Source organism: Nonomuraea sp. NPDC004186 (genome assembly GCF_053603495.1).
The window spans coordinates 3,150-29,352 of record NZ_JBSGFQ010000087.1; the positions used below are offsets into that span (position 1 = coordinate 3,150).

The window sequence follows — 26,203 nt, forward strand, 5'->3', positions numbered from 1 at the left end:
GCCCCGCGCTCCGGCCGCCGCCGCGCCCCCCCCCCCGGATCCCGCGGCGCTCGCCGCCGCGGCCGGTGGTGGAGCCGCGTGGGCGGCCTGGGAAGGCGCCGCCAGTGTGCTCGCGCCGCAGGTCATCGCCACCAGCACCGCAGTGGCGACCGTCCTGGCCGTCCCCCGCCTGGCCCCGCCCAGGAAGGGCGGGCGTGACCTCGCACCGATGTCCATCGATCCCCCTCGCGCACCGCCCCCGGCGCGTCTCCCCATAGTGACGACCCCGGCGGGGATCGTTCCACTGAGTACGACAACCGCCGCCCACTCCTGGTTCGCCGGAGACCGCTTTCCAGATGACAGATGACGAAACCCGGCAGCGACCGACCCTATGGGCTTGACAGGGGGGTGGGGCTGGTCTTGTCTCTACCCATCGGGGGTCTGGAGGGGAGTCCCGCATGCCTGCGATCCGACGGTCCGTCCTTGCCCTGCTCGTCTCCGCCGCGCTGGTCGCCGTACCGCTCGATCCCGTCCTGGCCGCCGCTCCCGTGCCGGGCGCGCCCGGCACGCCGTCGCACTTCGGCCTGGCCCGCAAGGACTGCGTGGGCACGGCCACCGGCAGGACGTCCAAGGTCTGGTACACCGTCGCGGGCGGCGTCCTGTCCGACGTGTACGAGCCCACGATCGACAACACGAACGTCGAGACCATGCAGTTCGTCGTGACCGACGGCAGGACGTTCACCGAACTGCAGGCCCGCGACACCACGTACCAGGTGAGCACCGACCGCTCCGGCATGACCTGCACCGTCACCTCGGCGAGCAGGAGCGGCCGCTACCGCCTGACCACCACCTACGTCACCGACCCCGACCGCGACGCCGTGGTGGTGCGCACCCGGCTCCAGCCCGCAGGCCTGCGGCTGTACGTGCGGCTGGACGCGAGCGTGAACGGCAACGGCGGCGGCGGGCAGCCCAACGGCGGCCCCGACACCGGCGTGGTCGACGGCCCCACCGGCGCCCCCGTGATCTCCGACGAGAACACCGAGACCTCCGCCCCCGCCCGCGACTACGCCGTGCCCACCCACCTGGCGCTGCGGGCCGAGCGGCGGCTGCCGCAGGCGAGCGTCGGCTACGCGGGCACGCCCGGCGACGGCGCCGCCCAGCTCGACGCCGCCCGCGAGCTCACCCCCTACGCCGAGGCCCCCGCCGGCAACGTGGTCGCCACCGCCAGGCTGCCGATCGACGGGAGGGGCGAGGTGACGTTCGCGCTCGGGTTCGGGCGGACCAGGGCCGCGGCGCTGCGGACCGCGGGCGAGGCCGCCGCCCGGCCGTTCGAGAGCACCCGCGCCCGGTACGAGTCCGGCTGGGCCGCTTACGACGCGCGCCTGCGCAGGCCGCCGGGCGAGCACGCCGACCTCTACCGGCTGTCCGCGAACGTGCTCAAGGCCAGCGAGGACAAGACGTTCCCCGGCGCGGTCGTGGCGTCACTGGCCAGCCCCTGGGGGCAGGCGGTGGGCGCGGGCGAGCTCGTCGGCGGCAAGGCGGTCTACTTCGGCTCCTACCGTGAGGTGTTCGCCCGCGACCTGTACGAGGCGTTCACCGGCTTCCTCGCCGCCGGCGACGTGGCCACGGCCCGCGACACCGCCCGCTTCCTCCTGGAACGTCAGCAACTGCCCGACGGCCGGATGCCGCGCAACTCGCTGCTGAACGGCAGACTGGCGCCCGACTCCGGCGGCGACCAGCTCGACGAGACCGCGTACCCGATCCTGATGGCCTACCAGTCGGGGCTCACCGGGGTGTGGGAGCGCGTGCGGGCGGCGGCCGACTTCCTGGTGGCGCACGGGCCCGCGTTCGGCGTGGAGCGGTGGGAGGAGCAGTCGGGCCACTCGCCGTCCACGATCGCGGCCGAGATCGCCGGGCTCGTCGCGGCGGGCGAGCTGGCAGCCCGGGCCGGCGACCAGGCCAGGGCCCGGATCTACCGGGGCACGGCCGACCACTTCGCCCGCTCGGTCAAGTCATGGACGGTCACGACCACCGGCCCGTACGCACCGCGCTACTTCCTGCGCCTGTCACGCGGCGGCGACCCGAACGCGGCCGCGTCCTACAACCTGGGCAACGGCGGCCCCACCGAGGACCAGCGGAGGGTGGTGGACGCGGGCTTCCTCGAGCTCACCCGGCTCGGCATCCTGCCCGCCGACGACCCCGACGTGCTGGCCAGCCTGCCGGTGGTGGACCGCGTGCTCAGGCGTACGACGGCGAAGGGGCCCGGCTGGTACCGCTACGGCTCCGACACCGCGGGCACCGAGGACGGCTACGGCGACTGCCACGAGCCCGACCCCACCTCGTGCGCGCCGTCGGGCCGCCCCTGGCCCACCGGCAACACGGGCTCCGGTCACCTGTGGCCGGTGCTGGCGGGCGAGCGGGCCGAGCAGGCGCTCCAGACCCATGACTCCGGCACGGCGGCCACGCTGCTGGCGGCCATGCGCGGCATGTCGTCGGGCACCGGACTGATCCCCGAGCAGGCGTGGGAGAACCCGGACCTGGCCGCCTCGCCGTACGGCACCGACCCGGCCACCGCCTCGATCGGGTTCCGCGACGGCGGCCCGGCGGGCTCGGCGTCCCCGCTGACCTGGGCCCAGGCCCAGGTCGTCCGGCTCGTCCTGTCGCTCGGCTCCACCCGCCCCGTCGAGCAGCCGGACGTCGTACGGCTCCGGTATGCCGCCCGCGGCCTGCCCCAGGCGGCCCCGCTGACCGTCAGCGCCCCGGCGGACGGCACGGCGGTCGCGGGCACGTCGGCGACCGTGGAGGGCACCACGTCACCGGGGGCGCGGGTGGAGGTCGCGGCCACGCCCGTCGACACCGGCGCGCCCACCCGGGTCGTCTCCGTACGCGCCGGGCCGGACGGCGCCTTCACCGCCCAGGCGCCGGTGTCGTTCGGCGAGGTCGTGCTCACCGTGACGGCCACCGCTCCCGATGGCCGCACCGCTTACGCCCGGCGCACGGTCGTCGGGGACATCGTGGGCGCCACGACCGTGCTCGACGTGGCCGACCCGGAAGGCGACGACAACGGGCCCGGCACGTACGCGTACCCGACCGCCGGGGACTTCCACGCCGGGGCGTTCGACCTGCGCAGGTTCCAGGTGATCACGGACGCGACGACCGTCTACCTGCGGGCCGAGCTGCGCGACCTCACCCCGACCTTCGGCAACCAGCTGGGCGCCCAGCTGCTGGACGTCTACGCGCAGGACCCGGCCGTGGCCACGCGGTCGGGTGACGCGGCGTTCCCGCAGCGCAACTACCGCCTGGGGGACGCCTGGTCGCAGCGGGTGGAGGTGCAGGGGTTCGCCGCCCCGGTCTGGGTGACGGCCGCGGGCGCGGCCCAGGCGGGCGCGGCCGTGCGCTCGTCCGGGACGACGCGGACCGTCACGGTCGCCCTGCCCAAGGCTGTCTTCGGGACGCCCGGCCCCGGGTGGCGCTTCGCCGTGGTGCTCACCGGGCAGGACGGCTTCAGCGCCGACCAGGCCAGGGGGTTCGCGGCGACGCCGCAGCCGTACCAGTTCGGGGTCTGCGCCGAGGGTGGTGCCGGGCCGCTGTGCTCGGTGGACCCCGGCACGGTGCCCAAGGCCCTCGACGTGCTCGTCCCGCCGGGGCGGTCCCAGGCGGACGTGCTCAACCCGCTCCTCGGCCCGGCCACGATCCCCGCCGTCGCCGTCCCGTGACGAATCCGCGGCGCCACCGCCCTCACGAATGGCGCCTGCGGCTGTCCCGAGGGCGAGCGAGCCTCGTCAGCGGGACCAGGAGCGCTGGACGGCGTCGTGGACGCGGCGGCGGGCCGGGGGAGGCACGTCGCCGTCGGCCGCCACCGGGAGCGCGGGCCGCGCGGGCGGCACGAGCACCGCGGACTCCTCGTCCGTGACCGGCCGTTCGATCTCGGTGAACGCGCCGTCCGCGCCGCGCACGATCACGCCGGTCTCCACCCCGTGCGCCACCGTGTGCCGGTCGCGCGCCAGCAGCCCGAGGCAGATCCGGCGGGCGATCACGAACCCCAGCACCGGCCCCGCGACCACCAGGACCCGGAAGATCCACGTCGTCGCGTACAGCGAGATGTGGAAGGTCGAGGAGAGCACGTCGTTGCCGCCGGCCAGCCAGAGCACGCCGTAGTAGACGATCCCCGCGACCCCGAGGCCCACCCGGGCCGGCGCCTCGCGCGGCCGGTCCAGCAGGTGGTGGATCGCGTGGTCCCGGGTGATCCACCGCTCCACGAACGGGTAGACCGCCAGCGCGGTGAACAGCAGGCCGGGCGCCCCCAGGGCCGGGATCAGCACGCTCATGGTCACCGTGTGCCCGAAGACCGTGAACTCCCACGGCGGCATGACCCGCAGCGCGCCCTCGAGGAAGCCCATGTACCAGTCGGGCTGCGAGCCGGCGCTGACCGTGCTGGGCGCGTACGGGCCGTACAGCCAGATGGGGTTGATCTGGAACACCGTGGCCAGCGCCGCCACCACCGCGAGCACCCACAGGAAGAACACCGTCGTCTTGGCCAGGAACGCCGGGAAGAACGGCGCGCCCCGCACCACCCCGTCGTTCAGCCCCTTGGCCCTGAACTGGGTGTGCGTCTGGCGCCACGTGAGCACCACCGCGTGCAGCGGCAGGAGCACGAGCAGCAGCCCGGGGATCAGCAGCACGTGCAGGCTGAACAGCCGGGAGATGATGTCCGCGCCGGGGAACTCGCCGCCGAACAGGAACATCGCCAGGTACGTGCCCACCAGCGGCACCGAGATCGTGACCCCGTGCAGGATGCGCAGCCCCGCGCCGGACAGCAGGTCGTCGGGGAGCGAATATCCGAACAGCCCGTTGAGCATCACCAGCCCGAACAGGGCCACGCCGATCAGCCAGTTCAGGTCGCGCGGCTTGCGGAAGGCGCCGGTGAAGAAGTTGCGCAGCAGGTGGATGACGATGGCGCCGAGGAAGACGAGCGTGGCCCAGTGGTGCATCTGCCGCATCAGCAGGCCGCCGCGCACCTCGAAGCTGATGTCCAGCGTGGAGGCGTACGCCTGGCTCATCTGGACCCCGCGCAGCGGCACGTAGGCGCCGTCGTAGACGACTTCCTCCATGGTCGGCTTGAAGAAGAACGTGAGGAAGACGCCTGTGAGCAGGACGATCACGAACGCGTACAGCGCGATCTCGCCCAGCAGGAACGTCCAGTGATCGGGAAAGACCTTCCGCATCGCCTTTTTCAGGAACCCGGCCCCGCCGATCCGATCGTCGAGCGCCTGGGCCAGTGAGCTGGCCTTCATCATCACCCCGCCTATGACTGGATGGGTACGTCACAGACAAGACGGAATAGGGCTGGAAAATGTGACAGTCAGGCGAAACGTTCTACGGTGACCGGAATCAGGCCCTGCTCGCGGATCGCCTGCCGGTGGTGGTCCAGCAGCGCCCCGAGCACGCCCGCCGGGCCGCTCCCGAGGCGTACGGTCACGTCCACGCACCACGCGATGCCCGCGCCGATCCTGCGCAGCTCCCACGCGAAGCCGTCGCCCGACGCCCGGCCCGCCACGCGCGGGTCGTCGGCGGGCTCCAGGCGCAGGGCCGCGCGGGCGTTCGCCAGCCCGTCCGCGTCGAAGTCGCCCGCGAACAGGATGCGGTAGCGGTGCGCGTCCGGCGACGAGCCCAGGTCGAGCGGGGCGGTCGTGGGCAGGGGCTGGCGCTGCCGGAAGAGCCCGCGCAGCCGCTCCTCCCCGGGCAGCTCGCCCCCGCCGAGCCGCGCGTACGCCTGCGCCGCCGCGCGCCGGCCCATCGGGGTCACCAGCGCGCGGAGCCGGGCGTCGGAGCGCAGCTCGCGGCTCAGGTCGGGGGAGGCGGACCACCTGCCGGCCTCCGGGCTCCACGCGGCGCTGTCGATGCCGGCGGCGGTGTAATCCTGGTGGAGGGCGAACTCCTCCACGAGGATCCCGTCGGGGCCGGAGATCAGGTAGTAGTCCATCCGCCCCATGATTGTCCTGGGCGGATGGCACGGCAATCTCACACGCGGCGGCTCTCCCTTCGCGACGAAGCCCCTGGGCCGGGTGGCCGGGTCGTCGATCACGGCTTTCACCGTCACCTGGCCGGAGTTCGGGGTCACGCTCACCCGGGGCCGGGCGTCGCCGTACCCGATCTTGGGCTGCGGCTGGAAGTCCGGGCGCACCGCATGTCCGCAGCCGTTCGGGGCAGAACTGGACCGGGCTATATAAATACCGTCTAGTGTGAAATGTCCCTATTTGTCAGGTTGTGGGAGGCATTAGCGATGCGGAATGCCCGGACCGTACTCGTCGGCACCTTTGCCACGGCCCTGCTCCTGGCCGCTGGCTGCACCTCGGGTGGAGGCTCGGGCGGCGGCCCCGGCGCGCCCGGCACGTCGCAGGAGCAAGGACCGGTGGCCAAGCTGTCGATCACCCCCGCGAACGGCACGCAGAAGGTGGCCCCGGACGCCGGGGTCAGCGTCAAGGCCACCGACGGCAAGGTCACCAAGCTGACCGTCGCCGACGCCAAGGGGCGTGAGGTGCGCGGGGCCCTCGGTGCGGACGGGACGTGGCACCCGATGTGGCCGCTGCGGCCCTCGACCGCGTACACGGTGAGCGCGCAGGCGACCGGCACGGACGGCAAGCCCGTCAGTGCGCAGGCCACGTTCACCACGCTCAAGCCGAAGCGGGTGCTGGAGAGCGGCATGTCCCCGCTGGACGGCGAGAAGGTCGGCGTCGGCATGCCCGTCCAGCTCCTGCTCTCGCAGCCCGTGACCGCTGAGAAGGACCGGGTCGCGGTCGAGAAGTCGCTGGTGGTGCGGATGTCGAAGCCGGTCGAGGGCGCGTGGAGCTGGGTGAGCGACCGCGAGGTCCAGTTCAGGCCGCGCGAGTACTGGCCGGTCGGCGAGAAGGTCACGGTGGTCGCGCACCTGGCCGGGCTGCGGGCGGGCCGGGACCTGTGGGGCACGAAGGACCGCAGCCTGGCGTTCACCGTCGGCGACGAGCACATCACCGAGGTCAGCAACGCCACCCACCAGGCGGTCGTGCGGGAGAACGGCGAGGTCGTCAAGACCATCCCGGTCAGCCTGGGCAAGCCCGGGGACGACAGCTATTCCGGCGTCATGATCGCCCAGGAGAAGGCCGCGTCGACCGTCATGGACTCGGCCACCATTGGCAAGCCGGGCGAATATCGCATCACCACCAAGTGGAACGTCCGGATGACCTACAGCGGCACGTTCTTCCACGCCGCCCCCTGGTCGACCGGCGCGCAGGGCAACAGCAACGTCAGCCACGGCTGCGTGAACGCCAGCCCGGCCAACGCCCGCTGGTTCTACGAGTTCACGCAGCGAGGCGACATCATCGAGGTCAAGGGGACGTCGCGGAAACTGCGCTTCGGCAACGGCCCGACGCCGTGGGCGAAGTCGTGGGACGACTGGCTGGCGGGCAGCGCCCTGGGCAAGCCGGTCAACAGCTAGTCGTCCTGGATCACCCTGTTACGTCACCATCCGGGCCGGGCATGGTCTGGGAGGCACACCGGAATTGTCATCGCCGTCGAGAGAAGGGCGTTGTGAACCTGCGTGCTGAATGACGGAATCGGACGGGTGATGGCCCGGCTTCCCGCCGTGGCCCTGTGGCTGCTGGTCTGGCTCTTGAACGCCTACGAGTTCCTGCTGACGATCTAGGCGCTCGTTCCCGGGACCACCAGGCCGGACTCGTACGCGACGACGACCAGCTGCGCCCTGTCGCGCACGCCGAGCTTGGTCATCGACCTGCTCACGTGGGTCTTGGCGGTGGCGCCGCTGATCACCAGGTGCTCGGCGATCTCCTCGTTGGACATGCCCCGGGCCACCAGGGCCACGATCTCGCGTTCGCGGTCGGTCAGGCGTTCGAGGCCGGGCGCGGGAGTGGGGCGGGGAGGGGTGCTGACGTACTCCTCGATGAGGCGGCGGGTCACCGAGGGCGACAGGAGCGCGTCGCCGCGGGCGGCCACCCGCACCGACTGGAGCAGGTCGCCGGGCTCGATGTCCTTGAGCAGGAAGCCGCTGGCCCCGGCCCGGAGCGCGGCGAAGACGTACTCGTCGAGCGCGTAGTTCGTGAGGATCACCACGCGGACGCCGTCGAGGTCGGGGGTGGCGCCTATCCTGCGGGTGGCCTGGATGCCGTCGAGCAGCGGCATGCGCACGTCGAGCAGGGCCACGTCCGGGAGCAGGCGTCTGGCCAGCTCCACGGCCTCCACGCCGTTGGCCGCCTCGCCGACCACGGTGATGTCGTCGGTGAGCTCCAGCAGCGCCCGGAACCCCGCACGGATCAGCGGCTGGTCGTCCGCCAGCAGAACCCTGATCACCGCAGGACCCGCGCCGCCGGCCGCTGTCACGTCGGGACCGTCACCGCCGCCCCCGTCGGACGCCGTCATGCCGGGACCCGGACGGGCAGCTCGGCGCGGACCGCGAAGCCGCCGTTCTCGTGGGGCCCCGCGGTGAGCGAGCCGCCGATGGCGACCGCGCGCTCGCGCATCCCGATCAACCCCATCCCCGGCCCGGCGGTGCCCGCCTCGCCGTCGTTCTCCACCCGCAGCACGATCCTGGACAGATCGTATTCGACCGCGACCGTGACCGTCGCGGCGCCCGCGTGGCGCAGCACGTTGGTCAGCGCCTCCTGCGCGATGCGGTACGCGGCCCGGTCCACCTCGGGCGGCAGCGCGTACGGCGTCCCGGCCACGGTGTGCGCCACCCGCAGCCCCGCCCCCTCGGCCCTGGAGACCAGGCGCGGCAGCCTGGACAGCCCCGCCTCCTCCGGCTCGCTCTGGCGCAGCACGCCCAGCGTGGCCCGCAGCTCGCGCATCGCCTCGTGCCCCGACTCCTTGATCGCGACCAGCGACTCCCTGGCCCGCGCCGGGTCGCGCTCCAGCAACTGCATGGCCACCGCCACCTGCACGTTGACCACGGAGATGCTGTGGGTGAGCGAGTCGTGCAGCTCCTGCGCGATCCACAGCCGCTCCTCGCCGGCCCGGCGCAGCGCCGCCTCCTCGCGGGTGCGCTCGGCCTCCTCCGCGCGCTGCTCCACCGCCCGCAGGTACGCGCGGCCCTGCCCGGTCAGCCGGCCGATCACCACCATGGCCACCAGCCACCCGCTCAGCAGCCCCATCCAGCTGCCCGGGGGCGGATCGTCCTCGCCGATCGCCATGAGCCCGTACATCCCCGCGGCCAGCGCCAGCGACAGCCAGATCGCCGCCTTGCGGCGGCCGAGCGAGGCCAGCGTGTAGATCGAGGCCAGCGCGGGCGCCGAGGTGAACACGCCCGGGTAGTGCAGCGCGTAGTAGACGACCCCGGCGGCCGCCGCGACCACGCCCGCCGCCAGCGGCGCGGCGCGCCGGAAGGCCAGCGTCAGCGACGCGACCACGATCAGCGTCAGGCCCATCGGGTCGAGGGGGCGCTCCAGCGGGCCGGTCCACGAGAGGTTCGCGTACGTCCCTCCCGTGATCGCCGCCAGGGCGGCCGCCGCGACGAGGGCGTCCGTTCTCCGGCTGTCCATGCTCACAAGGTAGGCGACCGGGTCCGGGCCGGTCGTCGCCCCACGGTTGTATGTTCGCGGCCCTGGTGCAGGCCCGGTGTCATCCCACGGTCGTACGTTCGCGGCCCGGGACGGGCGGCGTACTCCACGGGGCGTATGCCGGGAAGCCCTCCTGCGTGGGACGCGGCTCCAGGGGGCCTGCCTGGAGCATTCCGTGCATGACCGCATCACCCTCCCCTCCGCCCGGCTGGATCGTCTGGTCGCTGCGGGTGCTCGCCACCGGGCACCTGGCCGGAGTGCTCGGGCAGGCCGCGCTGGCCGGGCTCTTCGTCACCGGCGACGTCGACCTGCTGGCCTGGCACCAGAACAACGCCGGGTTCACGCACGGCCTGCTCTACCTGCAGCTGGTGGCCGCCGTCCTGCTGTGGCGGCCGGGGCGGGGGCCGGGTTGGCCGGCGCCGGCCAGTCTGGGCCTCGTGGCGCTGGAGACGGCGCAGGTGGCGCTGGGGCAGTGGCGGGTGCTGGGGCTGCACTTCCCGATCGGCATGGCGATCTTCGGGCTGTCCGCCGTCTTCACCGTCTGGACCTGGCGGGCGTTCCGCCGCGGCGCCGGCGCGAAGGTCTCACGCGGCGTCGGCGCGGACCGCCCGAGCGCCGCATGAGCGCCCTGACCAGGCGGGGGTTCCTCGGGGTGCTGGGCGGGGCCGCGCTGGCCGCCGCCGGGTGCGCCGAGATCTCGGGAGAGCTGCTGCGCAGCCGGCTGACCCTGCCCCGGCCGTTCACCGTGCCGCTCCCGATCCCCGAGGTCGCCCGCCCGGTGCGCCCCGGCCGCTACGAGGTGACGCAGCGGGCCGCCAGGATCGAGATCATCCCCGGCACCACCACCGAGGTCCTGGGCTACGGCGGGACCTTTCCAGGGCCCACGTTCGACCTGCGGCGCGGCAGCCGCGTCACGGTCGCCGTGCGCAACGAGCTGAGCGTGCCCACCTCCACCCACCTGCACGGCGGCGTCACCCCGCCCGGCTCCGACGGCTACCCGACCGACCTCGTGGCGCCCGGAGGCGGGACGAAGGACTACGACTACCCGCTGGAGCAGCGGGCCGCCACGCTCTGGTACCACGACCACCGGATGGACTTCACGGGGCCGCAGGTGTGGCGGGGGCTGGCCGGGATGGCGCTGGTGCGCGACGAGGAGGAGGACGCGCTGCCGCTGCCGAGAGGGGACCGGGAGTTGCCGCTGATGATCTGCGACCGGGCGTTCGACGAGGACGGCTCCTTCCGGTACCCGAGCCCGCCCGAGAGCGGTCACACCGGTCACATGGGCGGTCACATGGGCGGCCACATGGCCGCGGTCGACGGCGACTACATGGAAGGCGTCGAGGGGGACGTGATCCTCGTCAACGGGGCGCCCTGGCCGGTGGCCGAGGTGACGGCCACCCGCTACCGGCTGCGGCTGCTGAACGCCTCGAACGCCCGCCGCTACCGGCTCCGGCTCGCGCCGGGCGGCCGGTTCACGCAGATCGGGAGCGACTCCGGCCTGCTGGCCGCGCCCGTCGCGCACGACGAGCTGCCGATCTCGCCGGGCGAGCGGTACGACGTGGTGGTCGACTTCTCCGCCTGCCCCGTCGGCACCGCGGTGACCCTCGTCAACACCCTCGCCGACGGCCCCGCCCGGAACGTCATGCGGTTCGTCGTCGCCCGCCGGGCCGCCGACGACACCGCCGTACCGGCCGTGCTGTCCCGCCCGCCCGGTCGCGTGGCGCCCGTGACCACCCGCGGGTTCGACTTCCGCAGGTCGGCGGAGGGGGTCTGGACGATCAACGGCCGGCCCTACCGGCCCGGCGTCCCGCTGGCCCGCCCCCGGCTGGGCACCGCCGAGGTCTGGCGCCTGTCCAGCGACTTCCACCACCCCGTGCACGTCCACCTGGCCCACTTCCTGGTGCTGGCCAGGAACGGCCGGGCCCCCGCCGCCTCGGACGCGGGGTGGAAGGACACCGTGGACGTGCGCCCGTACGAGGTGGTGGACGTGCTCGCCCGCTTCGACGGCCACCGCGGCCGGTACATGCTCCACTGCCACAACCTGGAGCACGAGGACATGGCGATGATGGCCGATTTCGAGGTGATCTGACCCACCAGAAGCCTGCCCGGCCGGGTAGGGAAGACTCTCATCAGACTCGTCTGATGAGAATGAGGAGCAGGCATGCACATCGTACGGTTCGTCAGCCCTTTGACCGACGCTCCCGCGGTCGGCGTCGACGACGGCGAGCAGGTGGTGGAGCTGGCCGGCGTCACGACCGTGGCCGAGCTGCTGCGACTCCCGGTCGAGGGGCTGCGCGAGCGGCTGGCGAGGGCCGACGGGCAGGGGCACCCGTCCGCGTCCGTGCGGCGGCTCGCGCCGGTGGACGGGCTGATGGAGGTCTGGGCGGCCGGCGTGACGTACCGGCGCTCGCGCGAGGCGCGGGTGCTGGAGAGCGAGCGCGCCGCCGACGTGTACGAGCTGGTCTACGACGCCGAGCGCCCGGAGCTGTTCTTCAAGTCGGTGGCCTGGAAGGTCTCGGGTGACGGCGGGCGTATCGCGGTGCGGTCGGACTCCGAGATCGACGTGCCGGAGCCGGAGCTCGGCCTGGTGCTGAACACGGCCGGGGAGATCGTGGGCTACACGGTCGTCGACGACGTGAGCTCGCGCACCATCGAGGGCGTCAACCCGCTCTACCTGCCGCAGGCCAAGATCTACCTGGGCGCGTGCGCGGTCGGCCCGGCGATCCGTCCCGTGTGGGAGGTCTCCGACCCGTACGCGCTGGACATCACGCTCACGATCGCCAGGGGCGGCGAGACGGTGTGGGACGGCAAGGCGTCCACGTCGGGCCTGCACCGGCGCCTCGACGAGCTGGCGGGCTACCTGTTCCGCGCCGACTCCTTCCCCGACGGCGCCGTGCTGGCCACCGGCACCAGCCTGGTGCCCGACCTGCCGTTCACGCTGCAGGACGGCGACACGGTGTCGATCGGCATCGCCGAGATCGGCATCCTGACGACCACCGTGGTCAGGGGCCTGGAGGCCATGCACCGGCAGGTGTGAGCCCCCGGCGGGGCCGGCGCGGCGAGCGCGCCGGCCCGGTCACCAGGGAGACGGAGGCGGGGGCGCCACGACCGGCGGACGGTCGTCGCAGGTGATGGTGTTCGGCAGGAGCCACGGCGCCAGCCAGGGCCCCGCCGCGCCGCCACCGTCGTTCCCGCCGAGATCGGTCAGGGCGAACTCCGAGCCCGTGGGCGGGAAGCCGAACGAGCCGCAGTTGTTCACCCCTACCGCGCCGACGTTCCGCGCGTCCACGTTCTCGAACGTCGCCGACCCCTTCACCCGCGCGCTCACCACCGACGTCCCGGTCCCGTCGACCCGGATGTCCTTGAAGTGCACGTTCGTGATCGAGTACAGGTCCTTCACCGACCACTCGCTCACCAGCATGATCGCGTTGTACGTGTTGTCCAGGAAGTGGTTGCCGACCACCTGGACGTCCGCGGAGATGTCCCTCTCCAGCGCGTAGAACCAGATGGCCCCGAGCCCGATGTTCCAGTTCAGCTCGTACGTCCCGGACCTGACCGTGGTGTTACCGGTGATCAGCAGCCGCCCGGTGAACGGCTCGGCGCCGAAGCGGGAGCCGATCTGGATGGCGCTGCCCTCCCTGACCGGGTCGGCCACGAGGTTGTTCGAGATCGTGTTGTCCCTGCCGCCGTAGACGGCGATGCCGTTGGCGAGCACGGGCGTCTGGACGGTGTTGTGGTCGAACGTGTTGCCGCTGTCGGCGCTCTTCTCCGACCACATGGCCAGCGCGTCGTCGCCGCTGTTGCGGATGAAGTTGTTCGACACGACGGAGCCGGTGACGCCGGTGTGGAAGTTCACGGCGTCGGCGATCTGGTCGACGATCACGTTGTTCGTGATCCGCACGTTCGTCATCGGCCCGTCGAACCACATGCCGACCTTGGTGTGCCGGATGTGCAGGCCGTCGATGGTGGAATCGCTCATCGCGCCGCCGATCGCGTTCACCTGGTCGGTGTCGACGCGCTCCCGCACGTCCCCCTCGATGGCGAACCCCGACAGGTGCACGTTCGTGCTGCCGCCGGGCTTGCCGTAGAAGCCGACGCCCGTGTGCACCGAGCCGTCCGGCGCCGGGCTCCCGAGCGGGACCTCATGGCCCCTGATGATCGTGTACCAGTTCCCCGCGCCCGTGATGGTCACGTCGTCCACGATGATGTGCCGGTTCACCTGGTACGTGCCCGGCGGGACGTACACCTCCAGCCGCTTGCGCTTGGCGAAGGCGATGGCCCGGTCGAACGCGTCCGACGACTCGCGCCGTCCGGACGGGTCGGCCCCGAACGCCAGCACATCGGCCGCCGCGAGCCTGACCCGCGGCGGTCCCACGAGCTGGGAGTCCAGCAGGTCGATGACCGTCCACGCGGCGGCGCTCCCCGCGGGGGCCGTGAGGCGTACCCGGTCGCCCGCGCGGTACGTGCGGCCGAGCAGCAGGCGCTGCTCGTCGTAGAAGTGGTTCGGGCGGAACGGCTTCGCGATCACGGGCGGCGGCGTCGTGGCGCTCGGCACGCACGAGCACTCGGTGATCCACCAGTCGGGGTGCAGCAGGCCGGCGCCGGGGTCGTTGGAGAACGGGTACTGGTTGTACAGCCACGCGTACTGGGACGTCAGCGTCATGGTCCGGCGGCCCTTGCCGTTGACCGTGACGTCGAGCGGCGCGGTGATGCCGCCCCCGCCGGGCGCGTCGGGGATGCTGTAGCGGACGGTGATCGCGTCGGCCGCGCGCGGCAGCGTGAACTCCACGTGCTGCCCCGGTGCCAGCCGCACCGCCTTCCGGCCCGACGCCTCCGCGGGCAGCGTGTACGCGCCGCGGTCGGGGCCGATGACCGTGCCGTTCGTGACGGCGTTCTCCGCCTCCTGCTCCAGGAAGTCCACGGCGGCGCCCCGCCCCGCGACTAGCGCCGGATCGAGGGCCGCCCGCGTCACGACGGGGGCGGGGCCGGAAGAGGCGTGGGCCGGGGAGACGGCGAGGGCCGTCGCGGCCGCGCATAAGACAGCCAGGACCGTGCGTGGCATCCGGTGCTCGTTTCTCTCGGGGGGTGAGGCGACAGTAGGCGTCCGCACACCGATACACAAGATGTTGTGAAGTAGTTTCGCGAATCTGATGATTTCTTGCGTGAACTTGCGTTCTGTTGCGGACCATGGCTTTGTCCGGGATGCGCATTTATGTTCATGAATATGAGCGAGACGGCTGTCGGGCTACGCGGGCTGCGCAAGGAGTTCGGACCCGTCACGGCCGTCGACGGCATCGACCTGGACGTACGCGACGGGGAGTTCTTCGCCATGCTCGGGCCGTCCGGCTCGGGCAAGACCACCGTGCTGCGGATGATCGCCGGATTCGAGGCGCCGACGGCGGGCCGCGTCGAGCTGGACGGCAGGGACGTGACCCGCCTGGCCCCGTTCGAGCGGGACGTCAACACCGTCTTCCAGGACTACGCGCTCTTCCCCCACATGAACGTGCTGGCCAACGTCGAGTACGGGCTGCGCGTGAAGAGGGTGCCGCGGGCCGAGCGGCGCGAGCGGGCACGGGACGCGCTGCGCTCCGTGCGCCTGGAGGGCTTCGAGGACCGGCGCCCGGCCCAGCTCTCCGGCGGCCAGCGGCAGCGCGTCGCGCTCGCCCGCGCGCTGGTCAACCGCCCGCGCGTGCTGCTGCTGGACGAGCCGCTCGGCGCGCTCGACCTCAAGCTGCGCGAGGAGATGCAGGTCGAGCTGAAGGAGCTGCAGCGCGAGGTCGGCATCACCTTCCTGTTCGTCACGCACGACCAGGAGGAGGCGTTGACGATGAGCGACCGGGTGGCCGTGTTCGACCGGGGCAGGATCGAGCAGGTCGGCACGCCGGCCGAGGTCTACGAGCGGCCCGCCACCGAGTTCGTGGCCGGGTTCGTGGGCACCTCCAACCTCATCTCCGGCGCCGCGGCCGAGAAGGTGCTCGGCCGCGCGGGCACCTACAGCATCCGCCCCGAGAAGCTGCGCGTCGCCCTCGACGGCGCCCCGGACGCCGGTCCGGGGGAGCAGTCGGCCGCGGGCACGATCGCGGAGATCGTGTACGCCGGCGCCGCCACCAGGTTCGTCGTGGACCTCGATGCCGGCGGCAGGCTGATCGCGCTCCAGCAGAACCTCCAGGTCTCGTCCATGGACGTGACGGGCCTGCGAGGTGCCCGCGTCCGGCTCGTGTGGCAGCGGCGGCACGAGTTCGCGATCACGTCCAGGTAAGGAGAGGACATGCGACCGAGCGGATTAGCTATCACCGCGGCGGCACTCGCGCTCGTCACCGCCTGCGGTGGCGGCCCCGCCACGACCGGCGGCGCGCCGGCGCCGGGCCAGAGCGGCTTCGTGCCGCCCAAGATCGACGCGCTGGGGAGCCTCGGCGCGGGCGAGGGCCAGGTCAACCTCGTGGCCTGGGCCGGGTACGTCGAGGACGGCGGCAACGACCCCAAGGTCGACTGGGTCACCCCGTTCGAGCAGGCCACCGGATGCCAGGTGAACACCAAGGTCGCGGGCACCTCGGACGAGATGGTCAACCTCATGAAGACCGGCCAGTACGACGCGGTCTCGGCCTCCGGCGACGCCTCGCTGCGGCTGATCGCGGCCGGCACGGTCGCGCCCGTCAACACCGCCCTGATCCCGAACTACGCGGACGTGTTCGACGGCCTGAAGGGGAAGCCGTGGAACTCGGTCGGCGGCGTCCCCTACGGCGTCCCGCACGGCCGCGGCGCCAACCTGCTGATGTGGCGCACCGACACCGTGAAGCCCGCGCCCGACTCGTGGAGCGTGGTGTTCGACCCGGCCTCGCCGTACAAGGGCAAGGTGACGGCCTACGACTCGCCCATCTCCATCGCGGACGCGGCCGTCTACCTGATGGCGACCAGGCCGGAGCTCGGCGTCAAGAACCCGTACGCGCTGGACGACCGGCAGTTCCAGGCCGCGGTCGACCTGCTCAAGCAGCAGAAGCAGATCATCGGCGAGTACTGGTCCGACTACACCAAGGAGATCCAGGCGTTCAAGAGCGGCGACTCGGTGGTCGGCACCACCTGGCAGGTGATCGTCAACGTGGCGCATGGAGAGAAGGCGCCGGTCCAGGCCACGCTGCCGAAGGAGGGCGCGACCGGCTGGTCGGACACGTGGATGGTGGCCGCCAAGGCAGCGCACCCCAACTGCGCGTACAAGTGGCTCGACCACATCATCTCGCCGAAGGCGAACGCCCAGGTGGCGGAGTACTTCGGGGAGGCGCCGTCGAACGCGAAGGCGTGCCGGGAGACCGCCGACCCCAAGCACTGCGACACGTTCCACGCCACCGACGAGGCGTACTTCTCCAAGGTCCACTACTGGACGACGCCGATCGCGCAGTGCCTCGACGGGCGTACCGACGTGAAGTGCAAGGACTACGCCGAATGGACGCGGGCCTGGACGGAGATCAAGGGGTGAGAGCGGCCGCCCGGGGCCCGGCGCGGCGGTGGCTCGCGGGCTTCCTGCACCGCCGGGCCGGGGTCCGGCTGTCGCTGCTGCTGTCGGCGCCGCTGGCGTGGCTCGGGCTGGCGTACCTGGGTGCGCTGGCGGCGCTGTTCGTCACCGCGTTCTACACCACCGACACCTTCACCGGGAACCTGGTCAGGACGTTCACCTGGGCGAACTTCCGGGACCTCGTCACCGTCGAGGTCTACAGGACGGTTGCGCTGCGCTCGGTCGGCGTGGCGCTCGCGGTGACCGCGATCGACCTGGTGGTGGCCTTCCCGATGGCGTTCGCCATGGCCAAGCTGGCCTCGCCGCGGGCGCGACGCTGGCTGGTGATCGCGGTGCTGACGCCGCTGTGGGCGTCGTACCTGGTCAAGGCATACGCGTGGCGGGTCATGCTGTCGTCGGGCGGGCTGCTGGGGTGGGGGTTCGGGGTGACGGCGACGATCCTGACGCTGGCGTACCTGTGGCTGCCGTACATGATCCTGCCGATCTACGCGGGGCTCGAGCGGCTGCCGGACTCGCTGCTGGAGGCGGCCGGGGATCTCGGGGCGCGGTCGTGGCGGGTGTTCCGCACGGTGGTGTGGCCGCTGGCGTTCCCCGCCGTGGTCGCGGGGTCGATCTTCACCTTCTCGCTGTCGCTCGGCGACTACATCGCCGTCAAGATCGTCGGCGGTCGCAGCCAGCTCATCGGGAACGTCGTCTACGACAACATCGGGGCGGCCAACAACCTGCCGTTCGCGGCCGCGGTGGCGACCGTGCCCGTCGTGATCATGCTGGCGTACCTGGCGGCGGTGCGCCGTACCGGGGCCTTGGAGAACCTGTGAACCTTTCGCGCACGGCCCGGCTGCTGTTCCGCCTCGCGCTCTTCGCGGGGCTCGGCGTGATCTACGTGCCGTTGCTCGTCGTGCTGCTCAACTCCGTCAACGCCGACCGCACCTTCGGCTGGCCGCCCCCGGGGCTGACGACCCGCTGGTGGGGCGCGGCCTGGAACTCGTCGGGAGTGCGCGACGCGCTGTGGACGTCCGTGCAGGCGGGGCTGGGGGCGACGGCCGTCGCGCTGGTGCTGGGCACGATGGCGGCCTTCGCCGTGCAGCGCTACCGCTTCTTCGGCCGCGACACGGTCTCCCTCGTGATCATCCTGCCCATCGCCCTGCCGGGCATCGTGACCGGGATCGCGCTGAACAACGCCTTCCGCACCGTGCTGGAGCCATTCGGGATCGGCCTGGGGCTGTTCACGGTGGTGGTGGGCCACGCCACGTTCTGCGTGGTGACGGTCTACAACAACGTGCTGGCGCGGCTGCGGCGGATGGGCGGCTCGCTGGAGGAGGCGTCGGCGGATCTGGGGGCGGACCCGTTCACCACCTTCCGGTTGGTGACGTTCCCGATGATGCGCTCGGCGCTGCTGGCGGGCGGGCTGCTGGCGTTCGCGCTGTCGTTCGACGAGATCATCGTCACCACCTTCACGGCGGGGGCGGGGGTCCGGACGCTGCCGATCTGGATCTTCGAGAACCTCTTCAGGCCGAACCAGGCGCCGGTGGTGAACGTGGTGGCCGCCGCGCTGATCGTCGCCTCGGTGGCGCCGGTCTACCTCGCCCAGCGACTGTCCACCGACGTGGGCGCCCACTGACCCACCTTCAGCGGGCGCCCACGGGATGGCGTGTGTCAGTCGCGGTACGTGCGGACGTAGTCGAACTCGGCGAGGGCGCCCGACCGGTTCATCGAGATCAGCCCGATCCTGAGCGGCCCCTTCGCCGGAAGGGTCCACACGCCGTTGCGCACCCAGCGCCGGCCGTCCCGGCTGGTCGCCGCGCGCACCTCGTTCTCGCCGTTCGCCGCGTCGAAGTGGTACGACATCCGCAACCACATCGTCCCGGCCGTCGGCCCTCCGAACATGGGCCCGTTGAACACGGCGGTCGGCGGCGTGGTCGTCGGCCGCTCGCCCTCCTTGGAGAACTCGCTGACCTGCAGCATCGCCCCGTTGCCGCGGGCCAGCGGCAGCACCGAGTGGGCCATCTTGAAGTACCGGTCGTCGTTCTCGTACAGCACGAGCCCGGCCTGCTGGTTGCCCTGCGTCGGCGCGAAGTCCAGCTTCGCCTCCACCGTGTAGTCGCCCTGCGGAGCCTCCCGCAGCAGCACCGACGCCGTGTTGGTGCCCCGGTGCAGCTCGGCGTTCTGGGTGGGCCAGGACAGCGCGCCGCCGGAGACGGCGACCCCGGGCGCCGGGCCGCGTACCCACTGCCACTTCGCGTCGATCGCCGTGCCGTCGAACTCGTCGCCGAACTCCGGCAGCAGTTCCCCGGGCGACGGCTCGGGCAGCCGTTGGGTGACGGGCGTGTACAGCCTGGCGGCCCCGACGTTGTCGGCGTCTGCCGCGCCGCGCGCCACCACGCCGACCGAGCCGGGGCGGGCGGCGGCCCGCGGCAGGGAGCGCGTCTGCTCCGCGACCGGATCGCCGAGCTTGTCACCGCTCACCTGGACGGTCAGCCGGGTGCCGCGCAACTCCGCGACCACGGTGTGCCAGGTGCCGAGGTCGAATCCGGCGGGCAGCGCCGTCACCTGCGCGCCGCGACTCGTGCCGCCGATCACCACGTCGGTGACCAGGGCGTTGCGGTCCCGGTCGAGCCAGGCCGCCACGTGGTTGTTCCGGTTGACGTGGGCGAGCGTGAGCCCGGCCGCGCCGGAGGACACCCGCAGGTCCGCCTGCGCCCGCACGTCGGCGGACGGCGTCTTCTTCGCCGAGACCAGGTAAGACAGGGCGCCGGTGTGGCCCGCGTACCCGTGGGCGTCCTGGCCGGTCCTCGCCTGCCAGCCGGGCCCGGCCTGCCAGCCGTTCAGCGAGCCGTCGCCGAAGGTGCCCCCGGCGTCGTACGAGGTGACCGGCGCGGGCTGGGCGCCCTCCGACGGCCCGGCCCCCGCGCGGACCACGGGCCAGCCGTCGATCCAGTCCAGCCGGTCGATCAGCAGCGGGCGCTTGGTCAGCCCCGACGGCCCGTTGGTGATCGGCGGGAAGTCCGGGTCGGCCGTCGAGATGGCGTGGTAGACCAGCCAGTCCTGGCCGGACAGGTCCGTGACGAAGCCGCTGTGGCCCGGCCCGGCCCAGCGGTTGCCGTTCGCGCCGACGACGATGGCGCCCTTGGAGGTCAGCTCCATCAGGTCCACGCCCTCGTCGTCCGTGAACGGGCCGAGCGGGCTGGTCGCGCGGCCGGCCTTGACCTGGTAGCCGCTGTAGGAGCCGTCGCAGCAGCCGGCGTCGGAGTAGAACAGGTAGTAGAAGCCGCCGCGGCGGACCACGTACCCGCCCTCCATCCGGCGGCCCCTGGCGACCTGCGTCACCGGGCCCTCGACGCGGGTGGCGTCGGCGTTCATCCGCGCGACGCAGATGGTGTCGTAGCTGCCCCAGTACAGGTAGTGGCCGCCGTCCACGTCCGTGAACTGGGCCTGGTCGATGGTGTTCGTCGGGCACGCGTCCTGGGCGGCGGCCGGGATCACGTCGCCCCGGTCCGTCCACGGGCCGGTCGGGCCCGGCGCGGTGGCCAGGCCGACGTCGCCGGAGGCCAGCGAGTAGTAGAGGTGGTACTGCCCGCCGACGTAGCGGATGTCGGGGGCCCAGAGCCGGGCGCCGGCGTGCCAGGCGGGCTTGGTCTGCGGGGTGAAGACCTCGTCGGCGTACTCCCAGCTCACCAGGTCCTTGGAGCGCAGGATCGGCAGCATCCGCTCGCCGGCCTCGCCCTTGCTGCTGAACACGGGGTTCTGGGTGCCGTAGGCGTACCAGAGCCCGTCCCTGGCGTGGATCACCGTCGGGTCGGGGAGGGAGTCGACCACGCCGGCCGAGACCGGGTTGCTGAACAGCCCGGACAGCAGGGCGGCGACGCCTAAGAGGATCTTCATGCCGTGGTGTCCTCTTTCTCGAAAGCGCTCAGCGTGGGGTCGTAGTCGGAGTGGCCGATGTCGTACATCGGGGTCATCCAGTGGTAGAAGTTGTCGCCGCGCTCGCGCAGCAGGTCGTACATCCTGCGCATCAGGCGGCGGCGGACCGGGGCCAGCTCGGGGTGGGTGTAGCGGTTGCTGAGCTCGTACGGGTCGGCGTGCAGGTCGTACAGCTCGTTGACCGACTCCGGGTTGACGACCAGCTTGTAGCGGTCGTCGCGGAGCATCCGCTGCGGGTAGGGGAAGTGGTGGCCGTGGAACTCGGCGAGCAGCTCGCCCGGCCACTCCGGACGCTCGCCGCGGACCAGCGGCACCAGGCTGCGGCTGTCCACCGCGGGCCCGGTGTCGCAGCCCGCCAGCTCCAGGATCGTCGCGGTGCAGTCGGTGAGCGTCACGAACTCGGTCCTGACCTGCGGTTCCGCGCCGGGGATCCGGACGATGCCGGGGATGCGGTAGATGTCCTCGTACATGGCCGGGCCCTTGTCGTGCAGCCGGTGCGCGCCGGTGAACTCGCCGTGGTCGGCGGTGAAGAAGACCGAGGTCTGATCCGACAGACCCAGCTCGTCGAGGCGGTCGAGGATCCGCCCGAGCTGCCGGTCGATCAGCGTCACGTAGCCCCAGTAGACCGCGATCAGCTTCCGCGTGACCTCGATCGGGATCGTGTCGAACGTCCAGTGCTCGCTGTAGTTGCGCTGCACCGGCGGCTTGCCCTCGAACGTCTCCGCGATCGACGGCGGCAGCTCGACCAGCGCCGGGTCGTACATGTCGAAGTACTCGTCCGGCAGCAGGTAGGGCAGGTGCGGCCCGAAGAAGTGCGCGGCCAGGAAGAACGGCCGGCCGTCGGCCGCGTACCTGTCCAGGTGCTCGATGGTCCGGGTCGCCAGGTAGTGCTCGAACGTGGCCTCCTCCGGCTGGTGCAGCCGCGCCGCCAGCAGGTTGCCCTGGTTGCCGTTGGGCGTGGTGCCCCGGATCAGGTCCGAGATCCGGTACGGCGGCAGCCCCCGCTCCTCCAGGTACGCCAGGTAGTCGGGATGATCGACCGGGTTGTGCCAGCCGGGCAGGTCGGGCCCGTCGAAGCCGTAGGAGGCGGCGTTGCGCGTGGTGCCCCCGTGCCACTTGCCGATCAGCCCCAGCTGGTAGCCGCGCTCCTTCAGCGCGCCGGGGAAGGTGAAGGCGTCCTCCCGCAGGTCCTCCAGGTAGCCGACGTTGCGCTCGTAGTTCGCCAGCAGCCGGTGCCGGAACGGCGCCTGCCCGGTGAGCAGGCTGGCCCGCGCCGGCGTGCAGATGGCCGTCGGCGTGTAGAACCGGTCGAACCGGGTGCCGGTCGCGGCCAGCCTGTCCAGGTTGGGCGTGGCCACGTGCGGGTTGCCGTAGCAGCCCAGGGTGTCGACGCGGTGCTGGTCGGTCATCAGGAACAGCAGGTTCACTTGCTGAACGCCTTCTCGTAGAGGTCGCCGGTGTAGTACGTGGCCGGGTCGGGCCGCGACTTGAGCTGGCCGGTGCCGACGAAGAAGTCGCCCAGGCTGTTCAGCCACTTGGCGACCGTGCCGTCCTTGGTCTTGGCGACCAGGTCGGCCGTCGTCATCGTCTGGACGTTCGCCGCGTCGGCCTTGACCTTGGCCGGGTCGAGCTTGAGCAGCGCGGCGGCCTCGGTGATCGCCTCGTCGGGGTGGGCGGCCCGCCAGTCGTTGGCCTCCTGCAGCACCTTGATGACCTTGCCGGTGAGCTCCTGGTCCACCTTGGGGCCGCCGACGAACGCGGTCGGGAACGAGTTGTCCGGGAACTCCCTGGTGCTGGCCACCTCCACCATGCCCGGCACCTTCTGCTTGATCGTGTCGATCAGCGGGTACCAGATGCCGGCGCCGTCGATCTGCCCCGCCGAGAACGCCGACACGACGGTGGCCGGGTCCATCGGCACCTTCTGGATGTCCTGGGCGGTCATCCCGGCCTTCTTCAGCGCCAGGTTGAGCACCATGTCGCCGGACGTGCCCTCGGGCACGCCGACCTTCTTGCCCTTGAGGTCCTGCATGGTCGAGATGCCGGGGCGGCCGATGACGCGGTCGGCGTACGCGAGCGTGTTGATCGCGACGACCTTGGCCTTGCCGGTGGCGGGCAGCCACATGGCGCCCGGGCCGATGTAGCCGAAGTCGAGGTCGCCCGCGCCGAGCGCCTGGATCTGCAGCGGCCCGTTGGTGAAGACCTTGATCTCGGGGGTGAGGCCCTGCTTCTGCCACAGGCCCTGCTTGTTCGCGATCGCGAGCAGGCTGGCGCCGTTGTAGTCGCTGATGTAGCCGAAGCGGACCGTGCTGCCGTCGCCGGAGCAGGCGGTCATGGAGAGTGCGAGCACGGTCGCCGCCGTGGCGGCCGTCAGGGCGCGGCGAAGAGAACGCATGGCGGGTGGCTCCTTTCGGGAGGCCGGAATGGGGAGGGTCAGGCCGCGGGTGCCTGGTGGTAGACGGAGTGCCAGACCTCGTTGCGGATCCGCCCGAACTCGGGCGACAGCCGCATCTCCTCTGTCCTCGGGTAGGGCAGGTCCACGTCGATGACCTGCTGGACGCGGCCGGGCCTGGCCGCCATGACGATCACGCGCCTGGCCAGGTAGACGGCCTCGTCCACGTCGTGGGTGATGAACATGACCGTGCGCTGCTCCTGGCTCCAGGTGTCGAGGAGCTGGTCCTGCAGCTGCACCCGGGTGAGCGCGTCGAGCGCGCCGAACGGCTCGTCCATGAGCAGGACCTGCGGGTTCACCGCGTACGCGCGGGCGATCGCGCAGCGCTGCTTCATGCCGCCGGACAGCGTCTTGGGCAGCGCGTCGGCGAAGTCGGACAGCCCGACCAGCTCGATCGCCCGCTCGGCCCGCCGCCTGCGCTCGTCGGCGGGCAGCTCGGCCAGCTTCAGCCCGAACTCGACGTTCTTGCGCACGGTCAGCCACGGGAACAGCGCGTACTGCTGGAAGATCACCCCCCGCTCGGGCCCCGGCCCGGTGACCGGCACGCCGTCCACCAGCACCTCGCCCGACGTGGGCTCGACCAGCCCGGCCGCCATGCTCATCAGCGTGCTCTTGCCGCACCCCGACGGGCCCACGACCGTGACGAACTCGCGGTCGGCGATGTCCAGGGACACGCGGTCGAGCGCGGTGAACGTGGTGTCCTTCATCGGGTACGTCTTGATGACGTCCCGGAACGAGATCTTGCTGTTCATCGGCGTTCCTGCCAGTCGGTGAGGTGGCGCTCGGCCAGCAGCAGCAGCCGGTCCATCAGCAGGCCGAGCACGCCGATGGCGATCAGGCCCACGAAGATCGTGGACAGGTCGTAGTAGAGCTGGGCCTGCTGCATGCGGAAGCCCAGGCCCTCCTGGGCGGCGATCAGCTCCGCGGCGACCAGCGTGCCCCAGGCCGAACCGAGCCCGACCCGCATGCCGACCAGGATGAACGGCGTGGAGGCCGGCACCACGACCTTGAGGAAGATCGTCCGGTCGGACGCGCCGAGCACGCGGGCGGCGTTGATCAGGGTCCTGTCCACGTCCACCACGCCTTGGAAGGTCGCCACGACGCTGGACAGGAAGGCCGCCAGGAAGATCACGAAGACCTTCGGCACCTCGCCGATGCCGAGGAGCACGATGGCCAGCGGGATGATGGCCAGGGGCGGGATGGTCCGGAAGAACTGGATGTAGGGCTCGAGCAGGCCGCGCGCGGTGGCGTACCAGCCCATGAGGAAGCCGATCGGGACGGCCAGCAGGGTGCCGAGCAGGAAGCCCAGCAGCACCCTGCGCAGGCTGGCCAGCGCGTCGCCCAGGAGCGTGCCGTCGGCGATCAGCTCGCCTGCCTTGGCCGCGACCTCGAGCGGGGTCGGCAGGGCCTGCACGCCCAGAACGCCCAGCAGCGTCCAGACGGCCAGCCCGGCGGCGACCGCGATCAGGTTGAGCGCGACGGCCCGCTGGGGACGCCTGGGGGCGCGCCGCACCGCCGGGGATTTGGCCAGCGTGGTGAGCTGAGTCATGGTTGCCTCTGCTTGGTTTCCTCGAGGAGGTCGGGCGCGAGATCGGGGCCCGCGGGGTAGCGGGACAGCAGCGGGGACTCGTGCAGCACCAGGGCGATGCCGCCGAGGGCGCCCGCGGCCTCGCCGAGCGTGGCCCGGCGCAGGCTGACGCGGTGCCTGGAGACCGGCATGACCTGGGCGCGCAGCGCCCGCTCGACCGGCTCGATCAGCGCGGGGCCGGTCTCCGCCAGCTCGCCGCCGACCACGATCGCGGAGGGGCCGATCGCGTTGCACACGGCCGCGAGCACGCCGCCGATCGCGCCGCCCACGTCCTTCAGGAGGGTCAGGGCCGTGCCGTCGCCCGCCCTGATCGCCTTCACCAGCTCGGGCACGTCGTCGGCCCGCCCGCCCGCGGCGCGGTAGGCGTCCAGCACGGCTCTTATCGAGGCCACGGTCTCCAGGCAGCCGGCGCCGCCGCAGTCGCAGGGCGCGCCGTCCGGGTCGACCGTGATGTGGCCGAACTCGCCGGACAGCCCGTACGCGCCCCGGTGCAGCGCGCCGCCGACCACCAGGCCGCCGCCGACACCGTGGGACAGGCGCAGGTAGAGCACGTCCCGGTCGCCGGCGGCGGCGCCCCAGATCGCCTCGCCCAGGGCGGCCAGCCTGGTGTTGTTGTCCAGCAGCACCGGCGCGCCGAACCGCTCGCGCAGCAGCGACTGCACGGGGTGGGCGGGCTCGTCCGACTCCAGGTCGTCCTCGGGCTCCGGCGCTTCCAGGTCGTCCTCGGGCTCCCGCCAGCCGACCGGGCCGACCACGCCGGCGCCGATCGCGCTGAGCGCGCCCAGCCGCAGGCCGCCGTCGTTGAGGGAGCCGACGAGCCGTTCGGCCAGGTCCACCCGCTGCAACCAGGGCAGGTCGGCGTCGTGCGGCTCGCTGGCCGAGCCGACGATCTCGTGGGCCAGGTTGACGGCGGCGACGTGCACCGCGCGGCGAGCGAAGTCGATGCCGATGGCCTGGCCGGCCTCAGGGTTGAGGGTCAGCGTCTCGGCCGGCCGGCCGCGGCCGCGCGGGGCGTCCTGCGGGCTGGCGGTGACGACCGCGCCGCCGGCGACCAGCCCGGCGAGGATGTCGTACAGGGTGGTGCGGGAGAGCTGGCAGAGCTTGCCGAGCTCGCCCCGGCTGAGCGGGCCGTGCTTGCGCAGCAGCCCGAGCACGAGCTCTTCGTGCCCGCGCCTCAGCTGCGCCAAGGGACCACGGGGGTGTGACATAAC

21 protein-coding genes are annotated in these 26,203 nt (G+C 72.2%); 9 read left to right on the forward strand and 12 right to left on the reverse strand.

All coding sequences use genetic code 11. From position 1 onward, the window contains the following. A partial coding sequence (locus tag ACWEPL_RS46625; protein WP_452440034.1) for a hypothetical protein occupies nucleotides 1–216 on the reverse strand: 216 nt, incomplete at its 3' end. A gap of 221 nt (nucleotides 217–437) precedes the next feature. Here ACWEPL_RS46625 and ACWEPL_RS46630 point away from each other — a divergent pair. After that, the gene (locus ACWEPL_RS46630) at nucleotides 438–3,695 is read left to right on the forward strand and encodes a glucodextranase DOMON-like domain-containing protein (protein ID WP_452440035.1); all 3,258 of its coding nucleotides are present in this window, start codon (nucleotides 438–440) and stop codon (nucleotides 3,693–3,695) included. A 66-nt stretch (nucleotides 3,696–3,761) separates the two neighbouring features. Here the strand turns inward: ACWEPL_RS46630 and qcrB are convergent, their stop codons facing one another. Together qcrB and ACWEPL_RS46640 are read right to left on the reverse strand one after the other, a co-directional pair. Then, complete coding sequence (qcrB, locus tag ACWEPL_RS46635; RefSeq protein WP_350736812.1) at nucleotides 3,762–5,276, reverse strand: cytochrome bc1 complex cytochrome b subunit; 1,515 nt, start codon at nucleotides 5,274–5,276, stop codon at nucleotides 3,762–3,764. 65 nt (nucleotides 5,277–5,341) lie between these two features. Next, nucleotides 5,342–6,163 (reverse strand): hypothetical protein, encoded by an 822-nt coding sequence (locus ACWEPL_RS46640; RefSeq protein WP_363967045.1) that lies wholly within the window; start codon nucleotides 6,161–6,163, stop codon nucleotides 5,342–5,344. A gap of 99 nt (nucleotides 6,164–6,262) precedes the next feature. On the opposite strand from ACWEPL_RS46640, the gene ACWEPL_RS46645 reads away from it, so the two are divergent. Continuing rightward, nucleotides 6,263–7,453, forward strand: coding sequence for an Ig-like domain-containing protein (locus ACWEPL_RS46645; RefSeq protein ID WP_452440038.1), 1,191 nt, complete (start codon nucleotides 6,263–6,265; stop codon nucleotides 7,451–7,453). 203 nt (nucleotides 7,454–7,656) lie between these two features. On the opposite strand, the gene ACWEPL_RS46650 is transcribed toward ACWEPL_RS46645, so the two are convergent. Further along, nucleotides 7,657–8,322 carry a response regulator gene (locus tag ACWEPL_RS46650; RefSeq protein ID WP_452440073.1) on the reverse strand — a complete coding sequence of 222 codons (666 nt, stop codon included), beginning with the start codon at nucleotides 8,320–8,322 and terminating at the stop codon, nucleotides 7,657–7,659. Nucleotides 8,323–8,387: 65 nt separating this feature from the next. Further along, the gene (locus tag ACWEPL_RS46655; RefSeq protein ID WP_452440039.1) at nucleotides 8,388–9,509 is read right to left on the reverse strand and encodes a sensor histidine kinase; all 1,122 of its coding nucleotides are present in this window, start codon (nucleotides 9,507–9,509) and stop codon (nucleotides 8,388–8,390) included. Nucleotides 9,510–9,706: 197 nt separating this feature from the next. On the opposite strand from ACWEPL_RS46655, the gene ACWEPL_RS46660 reads away from it, so the two are divergent. From ACWEPL_RS46660 to ACWEPL_RS46670, 3 genes are all read left to right on the forward strand, one after another. Further along, nucleotides 9,707–10,150 (forward strand): hypothetical protein, encoded by a 444-nt coding sequence (locus tag ACWEPL_RS46660; protein ID WP_452440040.1) that lies wholly within the window; start codon nucleotides 9,707–9,709, stop codon nucleotides 10,148–10,150. After that, entirely contained in the window at nucleotides 10,147–11,616 is a 1,470-nt protein-coding gene (locus ACWEPL_RS46665; RefSeq protein ID WP_452440041.1) for a multicopper oxidase family protein, read from the forward strand. The genes ACWEPL_RS46660 and ACWEPL_RS46665 overlap by 4 nt, the downstream gene beginning before the upstream one ends. Before the next feature lie 72 nt (nucleotides 11,617–11,688). Beyond that, nucleotides 11,689–12,564, forward strand: a complete 876-nt coding sequence (locus tag ACWEPL_RS46670; protein ID WP_452440042.1) for a fumarylacetoacetate hydrolase family protein — start codon at nucleotides 11,689–11,691, stop codon at nucleotides 12,562–12,564. Nucleotides 12,565–12,603: 39 nt separating this feature from the next. On the opposite strand, the gene ACWEPL_RS46675 is transcribed toward ACWEPL_RS46670, so the two are convergent. Further along, the gene (locus ACWEPL_RS46675) at nucleotides 12,604–14,589 is read right to left on the reverse strand and encodes a glycosyl hydrolase family 28-related protein (protein WP_452440044.1); all 1,986 of its coding nucleotides are present in this window, start codon (nucleotides 14,587–14,589) and stop codon (nucleotides 12,604–12,606) included. 162 nt (nucleotides 14,590–14,751) lie between these two features. Here ACWEPL_RS46675 and ACWEPL_RS46680 point away from each other — a divergent pair, with 162 nt between their 5' ends. The 4 genes from ACWEPL_RS46680 to ACWEPL_RS46695 are packed head-to-tail and all read left to right on the forward strand — an operon-like array spanning nucleotide 14,752 to nucleotide 18,655. Then, entirely contained in the window at nucleotides 14,752–15,786 is a 1,035-nt protein-coding gene (locus tag ACWEPL_RS46680; protein WP_449907806.1) for an ABC transporter ATP-binding protein, read from the forward strand. A gap of 9 nt (nucleotides 15,787–15,795) precedes the next feature. Beyond that, nucleotides 15,796–16,998 carry an ABC transporter substrate-binding protein gene (locus ACWEPL_RS46685; protein WP_452440045.1) on the forward strand — a complete coding sequence of 401 codons (1,203 nt, stop codon included), beginning with the start codon at nucleotides 15,796–15,798 and terminating at the stop codon, nucleotides 16,996–16,998. After that, nucleotides 16,995–17,852, forward strand: coding sequence for an ABC transporter permease (locus tag ACWEPL_RS46690; protein ID WP_363967029.1), 858 nt, complete (start codon nucleotides 16,995–16,997; stop codon nucleotides 17,850–17,852). Before ACWEPL_RS46685 ends, ACWEPL_RS46690 begins: the two co-directional genes overlap by 4 nt. Next, on the forward strand, nucleotides 17,849–18,655 hold the full coding sequence (locus tag ACWEPL_RS46695) for an ABC transporter permease (protein ID WP_449907800.1): 807 nt from the start codon (nucleotides 17,849–17,851) through the stop codon (nucleotides 18,653–18,655). Before ACWEPL_RS46690 ends, ACWEPL_RS46695 begins: the two co-directional genes overlap by 4 nt. Before the next feature lie 35 nt (nucleotides 18,656–18,690). Here ACWEPL_RS46695 and ACWEPL_RS46700 read toward each other — a convergent pair whose 3' ends face one another. The 6 genes from ACWEPL_RS46700 to ACWEPL_RS46725 are packed head-to-tail and all read right to left on the reverse strand — an operon-like array spanning nucleotide 18,691 to nucleotide 26,200. Continuing rightward, nucleotides 18,691–20,916 carry a family 43 glycosylhydrolase gene (locus tag ACWEPL_RS46700; protein WP_452440047.1) on the reverse strand — a complete coding sequence of 742 codons (2,226 nt, stop codon included), beginning with the start codon at nucleotides 20,914–20,916 and terminating at the stop codon, nucleotides 18,691–18,693. Continuing rightward, entirely contained in the window at nucleotides 20,913–22,382 is a 1,470-nt protein-coding gene (locus ACWEPL_RS46705) for a sulfatase-like hydrolase/transferase (protein WP_452440048.1), read from the reverse strand. Before ACWEPL_RS46705 ends, ACWEPL_RS46700 begins: the two co-directional genes overlap by 4 nt. After that, nucleotides 22,379–23,347 carry an aliphatic sulfonate ABC transporter substrate-binding protein gene (locus ACWEPL_RS46710; protein WP_452440049.1) on the reverse strand — a complete coding sequence of 323 codons (969 nt, stop codon included), beginning with the start codon at nucleotides 23,345–23,347 and terminating at the stop codon, nucleotides 22,379–22,381. The genes ACWEPL_RS46705 and ACWEPL_RS46710 overlap by 4 nt, the downstream gene beginning before the upstream one ends. 38 nt (nucleotides 23,348–23,385) lie before the next feature. Further along, nucleotides 23,386–24,156, reverse strand: coding sequence for an ABC transporter ATP-binding protein (locus tag ACWEPL_RS46715; RefSeq protein ID WP_363967019.1), 771 nt, complete (start codon nucleotides 24,154–24,156; stop codon nucleotides 23,386–23,388). Beyond that, a complete protein-coding gene (locus ACWEPL_RS46720; RefSeq protein ID WP_350736847.1) occupies nucleotides 24,153–24,953 on the reverse strand; it encodes an ABC transporter permease in 801 nt (266 codons plus the stop codon). Before ACWEPL_RS46720 ends, ACWEPL_RS46715 begins: the two co-directional genes overlap by 4 nt. Beyond that, a complete protein-coding gene (locus ACWEPL_RS46725; RefSeq protein WP_452440051.1) occupies nucleotides 24,950–26,200 on the reverse strand; it encodes an ROK family protein in 1,251 nt (416 codons plus the stop codon). Before ACWEPL_RS46725 ends, ACWEPL_RS46720 begins: the two co-directional genes overlap by 4 nt. Nucleotides 26,201–26,203 lie beyond the last annotated feature (3 nt).

Coding starts and splice junctions, on each gene's coding strand:
- ACWEPL_RS46630 (WP_452440035.1), top strand. CDS start 438: ATGCCTGCGATCCGACGGTCCGTCCTTGCCCTGCTCGTCTCCGCCGCG.
- qcrB (WP_350736812.1), bottom strand. CDS start 5,276: ATGATGAAGGCCAGCTCACTGGCCCAGGCGCTCGACGATCGGATCGGC.
- ACWEPL_RS46645 (WP_452440038.1), top strand. CDS start 6,263: ATGCGGAATGCCCGGACCGTACTCGTCGGCACCTTTGCCACGGCCCTG.
- ACWEPL_RS46655 (WP_452440039.1), bottom strand. CDS start 9,509: ATGGACAGCCGGAGAACGGACGCCCTCGTCGCGGCGGCCGCCCTGGCG.
- ACWEPL_RS46660 (WP_452440040.1), top strand. CDS start 9,707: ATGACCGCATCACCCTCCCCTCCGCCCGGCTGGATCGTCTGGTCGCTG.
- ACWEPL_RS46665 (WP_452440041.1), top strand. CDS start 10,147: ATGAGCGCCCTGACCAGGCGGGGGTTCCTCGGGGTGCTGGGCGGGGCC.
- ACWEPL_RS46670 (WP_452440042.1), top strand. CDS start 11,689: ATGCACATCGTACGGTTCGTCAGCCCTTTGACCGACGCTCCCGCGGTC.
- ACWEPL_RS46675 (WP_452440044.1), bottom strand. CDS start 14,589: ATGCCACGCACGGTCCTGGCTGTCTTATGCGCGGCCGCGACGGCCCTC.
- ACWEPL_RS46680 (WP_449907806.1), top strand. CDS start 14,752: ATGAGCGAGACGGCTGTCGGGCTACGCGGGCTGCGCAAGGAGTTCGGA.
- ACWEPL_RS46685 (WP_452440045.1), top strand. CDS start 15,796: ATGCGACCGAGCGGATTAGCTATCACCGCGGCGGCACTCGCGCTCGTC.
- ACWEPL_RS46700 (WP_452440047.1), bottom strand. CDS start 20,916: ATGAAGATCCTCTTAGGCGTCGCCGCCCTGCTGTCCGGGCTGTTCAGC.
- ACWEPL_RS46710 (WP_452440049.1), bottom strand. CDS start 23,347: ATGCGTTCTCTTCGCCGCGCCCTGACGGCCGCCACGGCGGCGACCGTG.
- ACWEPL_RS46715 (WP_363967019.1), bottom strand. CDS start 24,156: ATGAACAGCAAGATCTCGTTCCGGGACGTCATCAAGACGTACCCGATG.
- ACWEPL_RS46720 (WP_350736847.1), bottom strand. CDS start 24,953: ATGACTCAGCTCACCACGCTGGCCAAATCCCCGGCGGTGCGGCGCGCC.
- ACWEPL_RS46725 (WP_452440051.1), bottom strand. CDS start 26,200: ATGTCACACCCCCGTGGTCCCTTGGCGCAGCTGAGGCGCGGGCACGAA.